General features: G+C 48.8%; 14 protein-coding genes and 2 other annotated features (1 of these 16 running past the window's edge). Of the genes, 11 read left to right on the top strand and 3 right to left on the bottom strand.

The window, feature by feature from the left end:
- Window positions 1-259, top strand: a binding site (T-box leader); it begins 24 nt to the left of the window's first position.
- Between the two features lie 80 nt (window positions 260-339).
- Window positions 340-613 (top strand) — a binding site (T-box leader).
- 82 nt (window positions 614-695) lie between these two features.
- Together LQV63_RS06150 and LQV63_RS06145 are read left to right on the top strand one after the other, a co-directional pair.
- Window positions 696-2,309 carry a 2-isopropylmalate synthase gene (locus tag LQV63_RS06150; protein ID WP_233696038.1) on the top strand — a complete coding sequence of 538 codons (1,614 nt, stop codon included), beginning with the start codon at window positions 696-698 and terminating at the stop codon, window positions 2,307-2,309.
- A 325-nt stretch (window positions 2,310-2,634) separates the two neighbouring features.
- Complete coding sequence (locus LQV63_RS06145; RefSeq protein WP_233696037.1) at window positions 2,635-3,675, top strand: S66 family peptidase; 1,041 nt, start codon at window positions 2,635-2,637, stop codon at window positions 3,673-3,675.
- 351 nt (window positions 3,676-4,026) lie between these two features.
- Here LQV63_RS06145 and LQV63_RS06140 read toward each other — a convergent pair whose 3' ends face one another.
- Window positions 4,027-6,000: an ABC-F family ATP-binding cassette domain-containing protein gene (locus tag LQV63_RS06140; RefSeq protein ID WP_233696036.1), complete on the bottom strand. Its 1,974-nt coding sequence runs from the start codon at window positions 5,998-6,000 to the stop codon at window positions 4,027-4,029.
- A gap of 381 nt (window positions 6,001-6,381) precedes the next feature.
- Here LQV63_RS06140 and LQV63_RS06135 point away from each other — a divergent pair, with 381 nt between their 5' ends.
- The 7 genes from LQV63_RS06135 (at window position 6,382) to groL (ending at window position 11,856) form a co-directional block, all read left to right on the top strand.
- A complete protein-coding gene (locus LQV63_RS06135; RefSeq protein WP_233696035.1) occupies window positions 6,382-7,041 on the top strand; it encodes a 5-formyltetrahydrofolate cyclo-ligase in 660 nt (219 codons plus the stop codon).
- A gap of 28 nt (window positions 7,042-7,069) precedes the next feature.
- A complete protein-coding gene (gene moaC, locus LQV63_RS06130; RefSeq protein ID WP_233696034.1) occupies window positions 7,070-7,549 on the top strand; it encodes a cyclic pyranopterin monophosphate synthase MoaC in 480 nt (159 codons plus the stop codon).
- A gap of 68 nt (window positions 7,550-7,617) precedes the next feature.
- On the top strand, window positions 7,618-8,109 hold the full coding sequence (locus LQV63_RS06125) for a MogA/MoaB family molybdenum cofactor biosynthesis protein (RefSeq protein ID WP_019422618.1): 492 nt from the start codon (window positions 7,618-7,620) through the stop codon (window positions 8,107-8,109).
- Between the two features lie 161 nt (window positions 8,110-8,270).
- On the top strand, window positions 8,271-8,540 hold the full coding sequence (locus LQV63_RS31720) for a twin-arginine translocase TatA/TatE family subunit (protein ID WP_026011179.1): 270 nt from the start codon (window positions 8,271-8,273) through the stop codon (window positions 8,538-8,540).
- A 99-nt stretch (window positions 8,541-8,639) separates the two neighbouring features.
- Window positions 8,640-9,422 carry a twin-arginine translocase subunit TatC gene (tatC, locus tag LQV63_RS06115; protein ID WP_026011178.1) on the top strand — a complete coding sequence of 261 codons (783 nt, stop codon included), beginning with the start codon at window positions 8,640-8,642 and terminating at the stop codon, window positions 9,420-9,422.
- A 400-nt stretch (window positions 9,423-9,822) separates the two neighbouring features.
- Complete coding sequence (groES, locus tag LQV63_RS06110) at window positions 9,823-10,104, top strand: co-chaperone GroES (RefSeq protein ID WP_019422615.1); 282 nt, start codon at window positions 9,823-9,825, stop codon at window positions 10,102-10,104.
- Window positions 10,105-10,227: 123 nt separating this feature from the next.
- Complete coding sequence (groL, locus tag LQV63_RS06105; protein WP_019422614.1) at window positions 10,228-11,856, top strand: chaperonin GroEL; 1,629 nt, start codon at window positions 10,228-10,230, stop codon at window positions 11,854-11,856.
- Between the two features lie 136 nt (window positions 11,857-11,992).
- On the opposite strand, the gene LQV63_RS06100 is transcribed toward groL, so the two are convergent.
- Window positions 11,993-12,706 (bottom strand): hypothetical protein, encoded by a 714-nt coding sequence (locus tag LQV63_RS06100; protein ID WP_233696033.1) that lies wholly within the window; start codon window positions 12,704-12,706, stop codon window positions 11,993-11,995.
- Between the two features lie 542 nt (window positions 12,707-13,248).
- Between LQV63_RS06100 and LQV63_RS06095 the strand changes: the two genes are divergently transcribed.
- Both LQV63_RS06095 and LQV63_RS06090 read left to right on the top strand, forming a co-directional pair.
- Window positions 13,249-16,488 (top strand): polysaccharide lyase family 8 super-sandwich domain-containing protein, encoded by a 3,240-nt coding sequence (locus LQV63_RS06095; protein WP_233696032.1) that lies wholly within the window; start codon window positions 13,249-13,251, stop codon window positions 16,486-16,488.
- Between the two features lie 107 nt (window positions 16,489-16,595).
- Window positions 16,596-16,775 (top strand): hypothetical protein, encoded by a 180-nt coding sequence (locus LQV63_RS06090; RefSeq protein WP_233696031.1) that lies wholly within the window; start codon window positions 16,596-16,598, stop codon window positions 16,773-16,775.
- Between the two features lie 114 nt (window positions 16,776-16,889).
- On the opposite strand, the gene LQV63_RS06085 is transcribed toward LQV63_RS06090, so the two are convergent.
- Window positions 16,890-16,997, bottom strand: a complete 108-nt coding sequence (locus tag LQV63_RS06085) for a DUF6254 family protein (protein ID WP_019422609.1) — start codon at window positions 16,995-16,997, stop codon at window positions 16,890-16,892.
- Window positions 16,998-17,206: the final 209 nt, after the last annotated feature.

Below are 17,206 nucleotides of genomic sequence, written 5' to 3'. Positions count from 1 at the left end.
AAGGTATAGACTTGTCTAAGAGAGCTGCGGGATGGTGCGACGCAGCGGCAGTTGACCTGAACTCGCCTGCGAGCGGAATGGTGGAATCGACTATGAAGTACGCCATTACGGAGCCCCCGTCATCGGGCGCGCACAGCGACGAATGTCCGGACATAGGCCCGACGTTGTGCGTATGAAGCGGATGGCTGCTTCATCTTTCGCGAAGATGAAGGCCCATCAAGTAGAGTGGTACCACGGCAGAACACCTGTCGTCTCTAATCGAGACGACGGGTTTTTTATTTTCAGAAACATAACTCGAAATTAAGACATCATTTGGAACGAACCTATAGACATGAATAAGATAACACGATGAACAGGAGTAGTAAGACAATAGACGCCTTGTCAGAGAGCTGCGGGATGGTGCGACGCAGCGGCGGAACGGTCTGAACTCGCCTGGAAGTGGAGCTGCTGAATGCGAAGCTGTATGGTCGATCGATTTCGAGCTACAGCGAAGTGTTAGGCCGCTACGGTCCCTCCCGTTACAAGGATCAAGCGGAAGCATGGCAACGTTACGTTTACGTTCGCCATCGCCTCAATTGGAGTGGTACCGCGGCAGCATCCTGTCGTCTCTATATTTTAGAGACGACAGGATTTTTTTGTGGAAATGGAAGCGTATGTGTACATCAATAATTAATGGATACTGGAGGATGAATACAATGAATAATGAACATCACTTTCATAGCATGAACGGGAAGAGAATCCACATATTCGATACAACGCTTCGCGACGGAGAGCAAGCGCCTGGCGCTGCTTTGACGCTGGATCAGAAGCTGACGCTGGCGTCTCAACTGGCACGGCTTGGAGTAGATGTTATGGAGCCGGGCTTCCCGGTATCCAGTCCAGGCGAGTTCGAAGCGGTGCAGCGTATCTCGCGCATGCTGCCAGAGGTGGAGATCTGCGGCTTTGCACGGGCGGTGCGCGGCGATATTGATGCGGCAGTGCGCGCAACAGCGGATGCCGCCTCTCGCCGCATCCATGTCTTCGTCTCCGCCTCGGATATCCATCTGAAGCACCAACTGCGCAAATCACGGGCAGAGGTAAAGCAGATGGCGCGGGAAACGGTCGCTTACGCAAAGCAATTCGTCGAGCGGATCGAATTTACGGCCATGGATGCGACTCGCGCGGATGTGGATTACGTCGTCGAAATGGTGGAGGCGGCCATTGAAGAAGGGGCGACCATCATCAATCTCCCCGATACGGTCGGTTACGCACTGCCTGAAGAATACGGGGCCTTATTCCGGAAGGTGCGTCAAGGAGCACGCGGAGCGGAGCATGTAACCTTCAGCGCGCACTGCCATAATGACTTGGGTCTGGCCGTGGCAAACAGCCTTGCCGCAATCCAGGCGGGCGCCACGCAGATCGAAGTGACTGTGAACGGGGTCGGAGAACGCACGGGGAATTGCGCGCTGGAGGAGCTCATCATGGCGCTCGACACAAGAGGCGAAGCTTTGCAAGCCGACACGCAAATCCGGCCCGAGTACTTGTATGAGACGTCGCGCATGGTCAGCCGTATGATGCATTTTCCAATTGCCTTCAATAAGCCTGTCGTCGGACGCAACGCCTTCCAGCACGAATCAGGCATTCACCAAGATGGATTGCTGAAGCATCGCAGCACCTATGAAATTATGGATCCGGTGAAGCTTGGCATTCCGCATCATATGATCATTCTCGGCAAGCATTCAGGTCGACATGCGTTGAAGCATCGTGCTGCTCAATATGGAGTGCAGTTGGACACGATAGAATTGGATGAGGTATACGATCGCTTTAAGGAAATAGCAGATAAGCAAAAGGTCGTCACGGACGATCAATTGCTGCAATGCATCGGGGAGACGCTGCATCAGCAACTGGAACCCATTCAACTGCTCGATGTGCAGGTGATCGCGGGCAGTTCTCGCGCTCGTGTCGCTTCCGTTACGGTCAAGGATCAAGCGACAGGGCTGGAATCTACTTATGCGGGAGTTGGCAGCGGGCCAATTGAAGCAGTCATTCGGGCAATCGCGCAATCTGTGCAGGCACCGGTCCAATTTGAAGACTTGGAGCTGCATTCCCTGTCTTCTGGAGAAGAAGCGTCGGGCGAGGCCGTCGTCGCGGTGTCCCTGCACGATCATACGTATCAAGGAAGCGCCATGAATCAAGATATTGTGCTGGCTGCTGCGCAAGCCTATATCGCGGCATGCAATCAAGCGCTTCGCGCCCAAGAGAACAGCGGGGATAGTGAGATCGAAGCCGTTCCAGCAGCTGTTCAAGCGCATGCCAAAGAGATATCCTAAGCCAGTGTGGACAAAGTTATCCACATATCCTGTTGAAAATGTGGATATAACGCTTACAGCCTTTCAGGACTTAAGTTCTATTTGCCATGAAAAAGGGGATAGATTTTGCACACAAAAGTGGTTTCCCTGTGGATAATGTGGATAAATCGGTGGATAATGTTGGTTTACAATAAATAAATACTGGTGCACCAATAAAAAAAACGAAGTTGGCTTGCAAAAAAGTTCTCATTTGCATGGGGCGATTTTGTGCATAACCTGTGACTTTCATGAACACATATTTTTCGTCAGAAGCAAGCATGAAAATCAGCATGCGTCATTCCATCAATTGTCCGACACAATCAAATATCCTGCACCGCTAAGAAAAGGAGATTGCATTGCCATTACCGCCCCTTCCAGTGGGGTTGAAGAACACTTGCATCATTTACTGACACGATCAAAACTGGCGTTCGAGGATTTGGGGTACGAGGTCATCGAAGGAAATACGATTTGGACGAATGATAAATGCGTTAGTTCTGGCAAGGAGCAAAGGGCGCGCGAACTTCAAGCCGTTCTGTCAGATGAGAAAGTGAACGCTGTTATTCCGCCTTGGGGTGGGGAATTCCTTATGGAAATATTGCCTCTCTTGGATTGGGATTCATTGAAAAATCAGCAGCCTAAATGGATTTTGGGATACTCGGATATCAGCACGTTCAACTTCGCCTATACGTTGCGAACAGGATGCGCTACGGCGCATGGAGTGAATTATATCGAGCTCGGTTCCGGCAATTGGGATGAGACTACTGCCCGTTGGGAGGACGTTTTGAACACGGAACATAACCAAACCGTTGTTCAGTCCTCCTCGGCTTTCTTTCAGTCTTTCTGGGACTTCTCCACTCCCGGATATCAATTGGATACCCCGACAAGTTGGAAGACGCTCGGCCAGGAAGAGGATTCAGCTTGCGGGCTTCGTTTTGCAGGGAGACTGTTAGGCGGTTGTCTGGATACCTTATCTATCCTTGTCGGCACACCATTTGCGCCAATAAATGAGTTCTCCCAAAAATATTGCAAACATGACGGGATCATATGGTACATGGAAAGCAGTGAAATGAGTGCGGCCGATATATACAGGCGTTTATGGCAGATGAAGCAATGCAGGTGGTTCGAAAATACGAACGGTTTTCTTTTTGGGAGACCAAATGGTTATGCGCCAACCCAAAATTTCGAACTGCAGGATGCGCTGCACCACATCTTCGATGATTTACAGATTCCTGTCATCTATGATGTCGACATTGGTCATGTTCCCCCGCAATTGACTTTGGTCAATGGAGCCTTAGCGGAGGTGTCCTCGGCTGACGGGGTAGGGAAGATAACGATGTCATTTTGTTAATAAGATGTAATGTGCAGAAGTGAAATATTTGGAGGGCCTAAGCTATGGGAAAAATACAAGACAGTGCTAAAGTGGTACAAAATGGGACTGATTTGTTTGACATGGTAGTGATGTAATCGCATTGGAAAATATGCAGTGGAATGGGGCGTTGTGGCGGCCAAAAGTCATTTAGACGGTATTTTTTCCAGTGGATCGGGCTGCTTTTCAGCGACTGCTGCGGAAAGCAAGCCAAACCACTGGATGATTTCCATTGAAACCTATCGTCATGAGATATAAGTTGGTGTTTCATTGCAGAAAATCAATAGAGGAGAGACAGTGTAGAACTGTCCCTCCCATCAGCCAGACTTGTGTCTATTCTTCCATCAGTTGCTCCCATTCCGCATACACGGCGTTCAGCGCGGCTTTGTTCGCGTCCAGCTGCTCTTGTATGGATTGAACACGCACATAGTCGTTGTACACATCTGGCTCGGCAAGCTCCAGTTCCCGTTCCGAGATTTCCGCTTCAAGCTCCGCAATCTGCTGCTCTAATAGCTCCAGCTTCCGCTGCCGCGCGCGTTCTTCGCGCTTGGCCAGCTTGTCCGCTTCAAATGCCGCGGCTCCGCTCTTGGCATCATCCGCATCATCCGCTGCTTTTCCGCTTTGAAACGTCGAGGGTTTGCCCGTGCTTCCGGTCGGCTGCAAGGAAGCGCGTATCGCTTCATCTTCAGCTAACTCCTGCTTTTTTACTTGATAATCGTCATAATTTCCCAGGAAATGACAGGTTCCCGACGTACTCAATTCCACTATGCGTTCTGCCATTTTGTTCAAGAAGTAGCGGTCATGAGAAATGAACAGCACGGTTCCTTCATAATCCATTAGCGCGGACTCTAATACCTCCTTGCTGAACAAGTCCAAATGGTTCGTAGGCTCGTCCAGTATGAGCATATTGGCTTGCTCGAGCATTAGTTTAGCTAAAGCGACCCGGGCTTTCTCTCCACCGCTCAAGGAAGCAATCTTCTTCAGCACATCTTCACCGCTGAACAGGAAGCTGCCCAGTACGGTTCGAATCCGCACTTCTTCAAGGTGAGGATAAGCGCTCCATACTTCCTCCAGCACGGTATTGCTGTTATTGAGCGTAGTCTGCTCCTGGTCATAGTAACCGATCGAGACGTTCGTGCCCCAATGGAACTGTCCTGCTTGCAAGGGATGCTTTCCAATCAACGTCTTCAGAAGTGTTGATTTACCGATCCCGTTCGGTCCGATTAATGCGACCATCTCTCCGCGCTTTAATTCAAAGCTTGCATGCTGAAAGAGTGGCGGGTGATTCTCATAGCCGACAGCCGCATCCTGGACGTAAAGCACGTCTTTGCCGCTTGGGCGGCTAATCTCGAAACGGAAATTAGCCTTTTTCAAATCACCAAGAGGTTTGTCGAGGCGCTCCATTCGGTCCAGTGCTTTGCGGCGGCTTTGAGCACGCTTGGTCGTCGATGCCCGGACAAGATTGCGTTGCACGAAATCCTCCATACGCGCGATCTCATCCTGCTGCTTCTCGTACATTTTTAATTGCTGCTCATATTCGGCCGCCTTCAATTCCATATACTTCGTGTAATTGCCGGTGTAGCGCTTCGCTTGGTGGCGCTCGATCTCAATAATTGTCGTCACCATCGCGTCCAGAAAATAGCGGTCATGGGAAACAACCAGAACCGCACCAGGATAGGAACGTAAATACGACTCAAGCCAGGTGAGTGTATGAATATCCAGATGGTTCGTGGGCTCGTCAAGCAGCAGGAGGTCAGGCTGTTGCAGCAAAATACGCGCCAGCGCCAGTCTCGTCTTCTGGCCTCCGCTCAACGTATGAATAGGAGTAGACGGATCCATTTGGCTGAAGCCCATTCCATGCAGCACGCTGCGGACGCGTGTTTCCATCTCGTATCCGCCTTGCTGGCGGAACCATTCCGAACGCTCCGCATAACGGTGCAGCGTGTCTTCGTACTTAGCCTCGTCTTCAGCCAGCTTCGGATCTGCAATCTGATGCTCCAAGGCTCTAAGCTCTTGTTCAGCTTCCATTAAATGCTCGAAGACATGCATCATCTCGTTCCATATCGAACGCTCGGATTGCAGGCCGCTATTTTGCGCAAGATAACCGATGCGCGTTTCTTTGGACTTAAAAATGGTACCGCCGTCTGGCGTCATTTCGCCAGCGATCAACTGAAGAAGCGTAGACTTTCCGGCGCCGTTAACACCTACCAGGCCGATGCGCTCCCGTTCAAGAATTTGCATCGTAATGTTCGTTAATACGGGGGTAATCCCGTATTTTTTGCTCATGCCGTTCACTTGAAGCAGCACTTTATATCTCCTCCGTTTTGGACAAGTTAAGGTTAAAGTATGATTAGAAAAGTCCCCAGTAAAAAAATGAGGCAAGTAAAAGAAAAATGTCGAATTTGCCTTAAGGTATACGTCGTAATTTCAAAGGGGTTTTTAAACAACCTCCTTAAGTGTACTAAAAAAAGTGGAAAAGTGCGATAAGCCTTTCTTTAGGAACAACAGTATAACCTATGCGAGAGCTGCTTGGAGAGGAAGAAAAAGCGGGAATGGTGGCGGAAATGGAATAAGGATGGTAAACTAAGGTTGAAAATCGTGAAAAACAATGAAAATCAGTGTAATTGTACATAGATGGAAGAATGGAGCAATCTCTCATTAGGGGTTAACGTGAAGGGGGGATTTCCTATGTCGGTAGTTGAGTTGAAACGACAAATACGGCAGCGCTTCAAGCAGCGACGACGTAATGTCACCGAAGAACAATATCGGTCAGCCAGCTTGGCAGCCTGCCGCAGAGCTGCTGCACACGTTGCGGAGCTGCGCGAACAACGCGGCCGTCCGTTGCGAGTTTTCGCCTATCTCCCTTTTGGCAAGGAACTGGATATTACACAATTGCTTTATGCATGCCGTGCGGCGGGAGATGTAATATATATTCCTCGGACGGAATCAGCCGATCATTCCATGACGCTGCATCGGTGGGATGATCGGACGCAGTATACTACCGGATGCTTCGGGCTGCAGGAGCCGGTGCAAGAGACGGAACAGCTGCCGGTTGAGGACTGGCCGCAGCTTGATGTCATTGTCGTTCCGGGAATTGCCTTTGACCGTCAAGGAGGCCGTATGGGGCTGGGCGCCGGCTATTACGACCGCTTTTGGAATGAATTGATTAACGTGCGTCGGTTATCCTTGGTCTCCGAGGACGAAGGGAAACCTGCATCAGACATACTGTTGCCGATGCGAATAAGCTGTCTTTACGCTTGGCAAGTAACTGAAAGAGTACCGATGGAACCCCACGATATTACGGTCGAGTGTTTGATTACGGAAGCCGACGTTATTTTTTGCATATAGAGCAGGAATTTCAGGAAGGAACACGAACATGGATCAATTAACCCATTTTAATGAAGAGGGACGCGCCAAGATGGTGGATGTGTCAGATAAGGACAGCACCGCGCGGAAGGCGGTTGCCCGCACAGAGGTTGCGATGCATCCGGATACGCTGCAGCGTATCAAGGCTGGACAGGTAAGCAAAGGGGATGTGTTGGCCGTTGCGCAGGTTGCCGGAATTATGGCGGCTAAAAATACGTCGCAGTGGATTCCGATGTGCCATCCTTTACTGCTGACGGGGGTGAATATCTCCTTCACGGATAATGGCGTTGATACGTTAACGATTGAAGCTGAAGTGAAGACGTCAGGCAAGACCGGAGTGGAAATGGAAGCGCTGACGGCTGTATCCGCAACCGCACTCACGGTGTATGACATGTGCAAAGCGATGCAAAAAGATATGGTGATAGGTCCGACGATGCTCATAACGAAGAGCGGCGGCAAAAATGGAGATTATCGAGCGAATCATGCTTAACATAAAGTAATACATAGAATCGATTAAGGACAACCCGATAAGGGGAATTCGTGGAAGGAGGAACGGGCATGCGCTGGAAAGTGGCGATTCTAACAGCAAGTGACAAAGGATCGCGTGGGGAACGTGAGGATACGAGTGCGCAGGTCATTCGCGAGCTGGTAGAAGAAGAGCTTCATGGAGAAATTGTCGAATACCGTATTGTACCCGACGAGATGAATGATATTTCGGCTTCCCTCATTGAGATGGCCGATTACTTTCGAGCGGACCTGATCATTACGACGGGGGGAACGGGGCTGGCGCCACGGGATGTGACCCCAGAAGCAACGTTAAAGGTCGTGGAGCGGGAAGTTCCGGGACTCGCTGAAGCGATGCGGCTTGCATCGATGCAGAAGACGCGCCGGGCCATGTTGTCACGCTCAGTATGCGGTATTCGCGGCAACACGTTGATTATTAATTTGCCGGGCAGCCCCAAGGGTGTTCACGACAATATGATGGCTATCATGGATCAATTGCCGCATGCACTGGAAATTGTAAGTGGCAACTATGGCGATCACGAATAATGATCATATCTTCAAAATATTGTTACAGTTCTTGGTATTTTACGGATAACAGGTATGATATGATGTAGATCACAGGAAGCTTTTAGTGGTTGTTCAAAAAGCTGAAAAACGTCCTTTTTGAACACGTGCTCTACACTAATGCGACGAAGGGAGAATACGCTGTGTTAAATGGTATTGGAGTATCAGGTGTTCTGTTGCTTTTGATCATTGCATTGTTGTTGTTCGGACCAAATAAACTGCCGGAGCTCGGACGAGCATTCGGGCGTACGCTGCGTGAATTCAAGGCGGGCGCGCGTGATATTATGGGAGATGAAGAAGAGACGAAGCCTGCCCGTAAGGAAGTGCAATCCGTCGACGTGAATCAAGCGCCGGCCGCATCGGCTCCCCAACCTGCCGCCAGCACTGAGCAACAACGTCGTTTGCCTGAATAATAGCGGTTTGAGGCGCTATTATTTCTTTGTATGCGCAGGCATGCACAGTGCTTGCGCAAGCTACAACGTCATGAACAGGTTGGTGTAGGTATGTCGCAAATGACTGAAGAGACAGAAGATCAAATGACAATTGTCGAGCATATTACGGAGCTGCGCAAACGGATTCTTTATGTCGTAATCATGCTGGTCGTCGGACTCATTGGCGGATTACTGCTCGCTGACCCGATATACGATTATATGCGCAATACGGAACCGGCGAATCAATTTAATTTGCACGGATTTTCGCTATGGGATGGCATCGGCATTTACATGAAATTTGCCTTCATCGTGGCTCTTGCCATTACTCTTCCGTTTATTATGTATCAGCTATGGGCGTTCGTAAGTCCAGGGCTCAAATCGGAAGAGCGGCGAGCTGCGCTTCGTTATGTCCCGTTTGTGTTTATCCTCTTTTTGCTTGGCTTGTCGTTTGCGTATTTTGTGGTATTTCCGATGGCGTTTGAGTTTACGTCAAAAATTAACAAACATATGGAGCTGGCGGAGACGTACGGCATTACGCAGTATTTTACGTTTATGTTCAACATCCTGCTGCCGATGTCTTTGTTATTCGAGCTCCCAGTTGTCATTATGTTTCTCACGCGGATTCGACTCTTGAACCCGCTGCGCTTGCGGAAAATGCGCCGCTTTGCTTATTTTGGTTTAATTGTGCTCGGAACGATGCTGTCACCGCCAGATATTATCTCTGATATTCTCGTTTCTATCCCGTTGCTGATTTTGTATGAGGTGAGCGTATTCACTTCTTCGATAGTGTACCGCAAACAGCTGGCCGAACAGCAAGCATGGGAAGAAGAATTCGATGGTTCGTCGGATGCGACGACGGCTTGATGACAGTGAGCGCAGAACGATATATGATGAAAAGATGCAGGTTTAAAGGGATGCGGAGAGCATTTTTTTGAATCTGCATTCTTTGATCCTGAAATGAGTGAGTTCAATTGGTGACTCGTACTGCTGCTCGGACGAAGGATTTGGCTGCTGTAAAAGGGGATAAGATGCTCAAGGAACAAGGGATGGATGGAAGTGGAAGAGCAATCTTAAAAATTTTTAACCCGCTACCCTCTTGCAATCGAAACCTAAAATCAGTATCATAGAAATTGGTTATTAGCACTAGAGGTGCTTGAGTGCTAACACTGGATATCCGTTTTGTTTTTGGGAATCCGGTCCGTCGCCTTCAAGCGGCGGTGGATTCTTCACCTTATAACTTCTTCTTTAAAAGGAGGCTATTTTCATGATCAAACCTTTAGGTGAACGCGTATTGATTGAAGCAATCGCGAAGGAAGAAACTACAGCTTTCGGTATCGTATTACCGGATTCAGCTAAGGAGAAGCCGCAAGAAGGCAAAGTCATCGCGGTAGGCAATGGCGTATGGAAAGACGGCCAACGTGTGCCTTTAGATGTAAAAGAAGGCGACGTGGTTATTTTCTCCAAATACGCAGGAACAGAAATCAAATACGAAGGCAAAGAGTATTTGATTATGAAAGAAAGCGACATTCACGCAGTAATCGGCTAAGTAGCCGCATCTGCGCTAAGTTTGCTGAGTTGTCAAACATATGGATCTGACCAAGGTCAGATCACACGCACGAATCATACATGAACTAACAATAATTCGAATTGTATCGAGGAGGGTTTCACGATGGCAAAAGAAATTATGTTCTCTGAAGACGCACGTCGCGCGATGCTTCGCGGTGTAGACGCTTTGGCGAATGCCGTGAAAGTAACGCTCGGTCCTAAAGGCCGCAATGTCGTGTTGGAGAAGAAATTTGGTTCCCCGCTTATCACGAACGACGGTGTAACGATTGCGAAAGAAATCGAGTTGGAAGATGCGTTTGAGAACATGGGCGCTCAACTCGTTAAAGAAGTAGCAACGAAGACAAACGACGTAGCCGGTGACGGTACGACAACTGCAACGGTATTGGCTCAAGCGATGATTCGCGAAGGCTTGAAGAACGTTACTGCAGGCGCTAACCCTATGGTCGTGCGCAAAGGTATCGAAAAAGCTGTAAAAGCGGCTGTTGAAGACTTGAAGAAAATTGCGAAGCCAATCGAAGGCAAGCAAAGCATTGCTCAAGTTGCGGCGATTTCCGCGGACGACGAAGAAGTGGGCACTCTGATTGCGGAAGCAATGGAGAAAGTCGGCAAAGACGGCGTCATCACAGTAGAAGAATCCAAAGGCTTCAACACTGAGCTTGAAGTGGTTGAAGGTATGCAATTCGACCGCGGCTACATCTCCCCGTACATGATTACAGATACGGATAAGATGGAAGCTGTATTAGAAAATGCATACATCTTGATTACGGATAAGAAAATTTCCAACATCCAAGAAATCTTGCCTGTATTGGAGAAGGTCGTTCAACAAGGCAAGCAATTGGTTATCATCGCTGAGGATGTCGAAGGCGAAGCATTGGCTACTCTCGTAGTGAACAAACTTCGCGGCACATTCACTTGCGTAGCAGTGAAAGCTCCTGGCTTCGGCGACCGTCGCAAAGCAATGCTGCAAGATATCGCTGCATTGACAGGCGGCCAAGTCATTACCGATGAGCTCGGTCTTGAGCTGAAATCGACGACTGTGGACCAATTGGGCTCCGCTCGTCAAGTACGCGTAACAAAAGAAAACACGATTATCGTTGACGGCAGCGGCAATAAATCCGACATCGATGCACGTGTGAACCAAATCCGTACGCAATTGGAAGAAACAACTTCCGAATTCGACAAAGAGAAGCTGCAAGAGCGTCTTGCTAAATTGGCAGGCGGCGTTGCAGTAATCAAAGTCGGCGCAGCTACGGAAACAGAATTGAAAGAGCGCAAGCTTCGCATTGAAGATGCTCTGAACGCAACTCGCGCAGCTGTGGAAGAAGGCATCGTTGCTGGTGGTGGTACGGCATTGATGAACGTATACCAAGCAGTATCGGCAGTTAAATCTGTTGGTGACGAGTTGACAGGCGTAAACATCGTATTGCGTGCACTGGAATCTCCGGTTCGCACGATTGCGGACAACGCGGGTCAAGAAGGCTCCGTTATCGTTGAGCGTCTGAAAAATGAAAAAGTGGGCGTAGGCTACAACGCGGCAACTGGCGAATGGGTTGATATGATTGCCCAAGGTATCGTGGACCCTGCGAAAGTAACACGCTCCGCACTGCAGCACGCAGCTTCCGTTGCAGCTATGTTCTTGACAACTGAAGCGGTTATCGCTGACAAACCGGAACAAGATAAGCCTGCAATGCCTGATATGGGCGGCATGGGTGGAATGGGCGGCATGATGTAATCCATCAGCCCTCAGGTTTGATATAGCAAGAAATAAAGGCCCCGAAAGGGGCCTTTTTCTATGGAAAAGTCACTAAAAAGTAACAAAAATAAATTACCATAGCAAAATAGGTCGTTCACTTGCAATATCAGCTTAATTATTGAGTCTTTTGAATGGTGGATAATGTAAAAAGTATTGCAATTGTAGTACCGCCGCTAACGTTATCAAATGAATAAACCGTGGTTGGCACGCCTGTCATCGTAACATTATCTCCATCTAAAATATCGCCTGTTGAATCCATAAAAACACCAACAACAGAGTTGTCATTATCGTCTATAATGTGTATGCTTGCGATAGTTCCTATCTCCGTTTCTTCTTCTTCTATTTCTTCAACGAATCCACTGACGGTTACCATTTTATCTAAGTAAGGTTTTATATTTTTCAATAAATGGCGAGTGGTAATGCTTGCATCAACTTCAGCTTTTGCGGCACTTTTGCTTTCGGATGTAACAGCAGGAAATAATTCGTAATGATCAACAATATAGTTATAAGTTTTTTCATCAATTGCGGTATTTTCAGCTAAATGGGGAACTATTAAAGACATTGCATTTGCTGCATATGTTTTCTGAGAGTTCTCTTTTGCGGAAGCCTTTTCCTCCGTTTTTTTCTGCGCTATTGCTCCTTCCGCTTCTTTCTCAGCCAGCTCTTTTTTTAATTTCTCAGCTTCTGCCTTTAATTTTTCATTCTCTGTCTCTACTTCCTGCTGCTTAGCGGTATTGTTTGCATTATTATTCTTACTATCGTTGTTGCCGCAAGCCGAAATAATAGTGATAGACATCAAGATTAATAATAATACTTTTCGTTTTCGCATACCTCATTCTCTTTTCTTAGTCCCCATCGGCTGGGGAATTTGCTGAATACATGATGTTATTTATCATCGCATCCGCAACACTACACATCATTCTGATTTCTGATGAGCCTTGTATGTAATACTTGAGCTCGTTGCGAATCGAAGAACTATCGAAATGTTGATTCGGTCGTATTGTACCATGTTCATGGTACTATCTCTATGAAATTAGTGGAAAAATAGAAAAGCCTCGGAGTGATCCAAGGCTTTTCTTATTCCATGCGAAGCGAGAGCCTTTTTTCATGTGGAGTTACAACGTTTCTCAAATCCGCATATACTTCCTTATAGGTATCTCCCAAAAAGCTTCTCTACCATATCTTCATTTACTTTGAGATTACCTTGCCAAGCTGCCCAAGGCATTTCTATATCGGAACGTAATGGCATGTTCAAAGTGCGCTCTTGATTGTGCATATTGGCCTCTTGCCATTACGTTATTCTGCCGTATAATATAAACGAATGTAAGCGCTATCTTTCTGACTACTTTAAAACGGAAAGGATGAATGTTCTTGCACAATCGTCACATCAACCGTCGGAGGCGCACCGCTTGCGGACTATTCGCCTTCGCATTACTGTTTCCTTGCATTTCTGTTACCGCTCACTCGCAGACCGTTGCCGAATCCGCCGCAATCGTAGGGTCTGCTGCCGCTTCATCCTTGTATCCCGCCGCAAACGTTTATCCGAATTTACTGAACAATCCAAGCTTTGAAGAGGTGCGAACTTCGAATCGATGGAAGGACAATATTGAACCGCTGCATTGGAGCGAATGGACTCCTTCCGGTTCACCTGTCCTGTCCGTAACGGACACGGTTTACAAGGGGGAGCGAGCCATACGTGTGGATGCTGATGTGGTCAGCCGCGCTGCCGTGCTGCAGGATGTTAACGTCGAGCCAGACCGCAGCTATGCGCTGTCGTTGGCGATGAAGGCCGAAAGGGTGCGGACGGAAGTATCATACGGCGGCGTTTATGTACGGACGCAGTTCTTCGAGGCCAATGGCACCAAAGCGGGTGATGGCCCGTCTACTGTCAAGCTTAAGGGCGATACCGATTGGGAGCTCCATACATTGCCGATACGGATTCCGGGCAAAGCGACACGATTGCGGATTGAGTTGTTTCTCGAATCGGCTACAGGAAGCGCTTTTTTCGATGAAGTGCAGCTAAGACGGACAGATGAACCGGTCATTAACAGCCTGCTGCTCCAGCCGAATCCGGCTAGTGTGCGATCGGGGGAATCGATTCGCTTGACCCCAATCCGATTCCCGTCGGGAACGGAAGAAATTCCATACAAGTGGACTTCGCTTGACCCGGAGGTGGCCGAGGTGACGCAAGAAGGCGTTATCACTGGAATAAAGGAGGGAACTGCAGTGATTCGAGTGGAAACACCGAATGGCAAGGTGGAAGCCGTATCTAGGGTCCATGTGGAACCGGTTGATCGGAAGCAGGACTTCCGGAACATGCGGGACAAGTGGGTTAACCGTTTGACAGGCAACGCATTGTATCATCCCGGAGATCTCGATTTTGACAGCAAAATAGCGGAGCTGGATGCGAAAATTCGGAACGAGAGCCGATCCGGACTGTTAGATACAATGAACATGGCACCGGATCGGTTAAATTTGTGGGGAGAGGAACCTCCGGCTCATGTGTCTTCGGCGCCTTCCAGCAACATGGATAAGCTGAGAACGATGGCGGTGGCGTATCGTACGCCAGCTTCACTGTTCTACCAAAGCGATGAGCTAAGGCGAGCGATTGTCTCCGGTATGGATTTTGTCTATTCGCATCAATATAACGAACGGACCAAGACGTTTGGAAATTGGTGGGACTGGGAAATAGGCTCCGCACGCATGCTGGGAGATTTAATGGTGCTTATGCATGATGATCTGACGCCGGATCAGCTTCGCCAATATGCTGCCGCCATTGATAGGTTCGTGCCGGATCCGAAAATTAGGTTTACCGTAAACCCTGATATCGTGGAGAATGGCGCGAACTTACTTGACAAGGTGATGGTCGTCACGCTGCGCGCCATGGCTGTTGACAATAGTGCGAAGCTGCTTCAGGCGCGGAATGCGCTCGATACGGAATATCAATATGCCGCATCTGGGGATGGCGTCTATGATGACGGCTCGATTATCCAGCATGCCAATATTGCCTATACCGGAAGCTACGGCGCGGTTCTGATATCGGGCATGGCTGACGCATTCTACCTGTTCAACGGATCGGCTTGGCCGATTGAGCATGCGAATGCGGACATCGTGTACGATTGGGTGTTTGACTCCTTCGAGCCGCTCATCTATAAAGGCGCGATGATGGACATGGTGCGCGGACGCGCTATCTCGAGGGCGGCATCGGAAGACCATGTGTCCGGCCGTGCTGTTGCAATGTCGCTGCTTCGCTTGGCGGAAGGAGCGCCGGTGGAGAAACGCCAGCGCATCCGTTCCATGATCAAAGAATGGGCCTTGTCCGATACGACGCTGCAGCCTTATTTTACCGGTCTGAATATATACGAAATGAGCCTGGTAAAAAAACTGTTGTCGGATGAATACGTTGTTCCAAGAGGCGAGTTGGTTAAACATCAGTTGTTTGCCGCAATGGATAGATCCGTACATTTGCGTGAACGGTTTGCCTTCGGCATCAGTATGTTTTCCCCGCGCATTTCCGCCTTTGAATTCGGGAACGGTGAGAATGTGAAGGGTTGGTATACGGGTATCGGGATGACGTCGCTATATAACGGCGATCTGTCCCAATTCAGCGACGGATATTGGGCAACCGTTGATATGGGACGCCTGCCCGGCACAACAACAGACCATGTGCTGCCTGAACCGAAGGATTGGGCATCCTACTATAATCCGAAGTCGTGGGTGGGCGGAGCCTCGTTGGACGGCATGTTCGGCACAGCCGGCATGGAATTTGCAATGAGCGCCAGCACGAAAACAGGTTTGGAGGGCAAGAAGTCATGGTTCATGTTTGATAACGAAATTGTGGCACTTGGCACTGATATTCGAAGCATTGGCAACAGAGCGGTGGAAACGATTGTGGAGAACCGCAGGCTGAACGGGCAAGGCACTAACCGGATTATTGTAGACGGGAACGACATGCTGTCACAGCGGAATGGCGAAGAGATACTTGAGCGTGCTTCGTGGGCACACATGGAAGGGAATACGTCGAACTCTGACTTGGGCGTCGTATTTATAGATCCTCAGCCGATCCGCATTATAAGGGAAACGCGGATGCATTCATGGCGGGAAATAAACCGAAATCCAAATGTGCGTGACGATCTCCTGACGAGACATTACGGCAGCCTGGCCGTTCCACATGGCGTTGAACCGAAAGCGGGTTCATACCGTTATGTGCTGCTGCCGAACGCTGATCCAGAAGAGACTGCAGCGTATAGCAGAAATCCGGACATTCATATCCTTCGCCAAGATAGTCGAGTGCATGCGGTGTCCGATGGCAAGAGCGGACTAACCGGCGTTCATTTCTTTGCCCCTGCGGAGGTGGAAGGGCTGCGTGCGGAAAATCCGCTTGCATTGATGATGAAGAAGACAGATACCGGTGTCACCATAGCTCTATCCGATCCGACCCAGACACGGCAACAGCTAACTTTTTATTGGGATAAAGCGGATGATGAGCTTAAACTTGCATCATCCGATCCTTCCATTGAAGCCACTCGAATAGATAAAGGGTGGAAAATCGTCGTTCGCACAGAGGGCTCTCGTGGTAAAAGCCATACGGCTCGCTTTCAATTGCGATAGAGATATGCAATTGTGCGAAATGCCAGAAATATTCATTGATCGACTCGCTTCTCATATTATTTCCGTACACATCTCTAATTATGACAGTCAAGACGAGAAGCATTGGAATGCCAGGCGCAGGAATCAATCAGTGGCCGCTCATCATGGATCGATTGGCTCAGGCTGGATATAGCGGCCCTTTCTTGTGTAAAATATGGGAAACCGACACAGCACGTGACATTACATACATTTGGCATGATTTACAGCGGCGTTATGTGTTATATAAAGAAGCCAGTCGGGAACCATAAACGCAACGACGGAAATGGAAGCCCCTCTTTACTTTCCGTTTATATCCGTAACGTAATAGAGGCGTTTGAGCGCATCATTAACCGATGCTCAAGCGCCTCGAATTTACTTACTCTTTACTCTTCTACAAGTTCTTTAAAGGACTTGATTTTGCCATGTGGCGGATGAGGGGTCTGCTTTCGAATTTTATTAGCATTTTCTCGGCGGTGTTTAGGAATGGACATGATTGATTATTGCCTCCTTCATAGCATAAAAGTATTGTTCTCGTTCCGCTGAATTCTGCAGCGATGCAGACGACAACTTTCCAGATATACTCCTGATCCCGACTGATCCCAACGTGCCGTCAGGCTTCAGCGGACCGTGTCATTAATATGGTCTGTACGAAGCACACCTATCCCCGCCAAAGTCAGGTGTGAAAGGTCACTGGAGTGGA

Source organism: Paenibacillus profundus, assembly GCF_021369635.1.
GTDB lineage: Bacteria > Bacillota > Bacilli > Paenibacillales > Paenibacillaceae > Paenibacillus_B > Paenibacillus_B profundus.
This window is presented reverse-complemented; position numbering and strand designations above follow the sequence as displayed.

Coding starts and splice junctions, on each gene's coding strand:
- LQV63_RS06150 (WP_233696038.1), top strand. CDS start 696: ATGAATAATGAACATCACTTTCATAGCATGAACGGGAAGAGAATCCAC.
- LQV63_RS06135 (WP_233696035.1), top strand. CDS start 6,382: ATGTCGGTAGTTGAGTTGAAACGACAAATACGGCAGCGCTTCAAGCAG.
- moaC (WP_233696034.1), top strand. CDS start 7,070: ATGGATCAATTAACCCATTTTAATGAAGAGGGACGCGCCAAGATGGTG.
- LQV63_RS06125 (WP_019422618.1), top strand. CDS start 7,618: ATGCGCTGGAAAGTGGCGATTCTAACAGCAAGTGACAAAGGATCGCGT.
- tatC (WP_026011178.1), top strand. CDS start 8,640: ATGACTGAAGAGACAGAAGATCAAATGACAATTGTCGAGCATATTACG.
- groES (WP_019422615.1), top strand. CDS start 9,823: ATGATCAAACCTTTAGGTGAACGCGTATTGATTGAAGCAATCGCGAAG.
- groL (WP_019422614.1), top strand. CDS start 10,228: ATGGCAAAAGAAATTATGTTCTCTGAAGACGCACGTCGCGCGATGCTT.
- LQV63_RS06100 (WP_233696033.1), bottom strand. CDS start 12,706: ATGCGAAAACGAAAAGTATTATTATTAATCTTGATGTCTATCACTATT.
- LQV63_RS06090 (WP_233696031.1), top strand. CDS start 16,596: ATGCCAGGCGCAGGAATCAATCAGTGGCCGCTCATCATGGATCGATTG.
- LQV63_RS06085 (WP_019422609.1), bottom strand. CDS start 16,997: ATGTCCATTCCTAAACACCGCCGAGAAAATGCTAATAAAATTCGAAAG.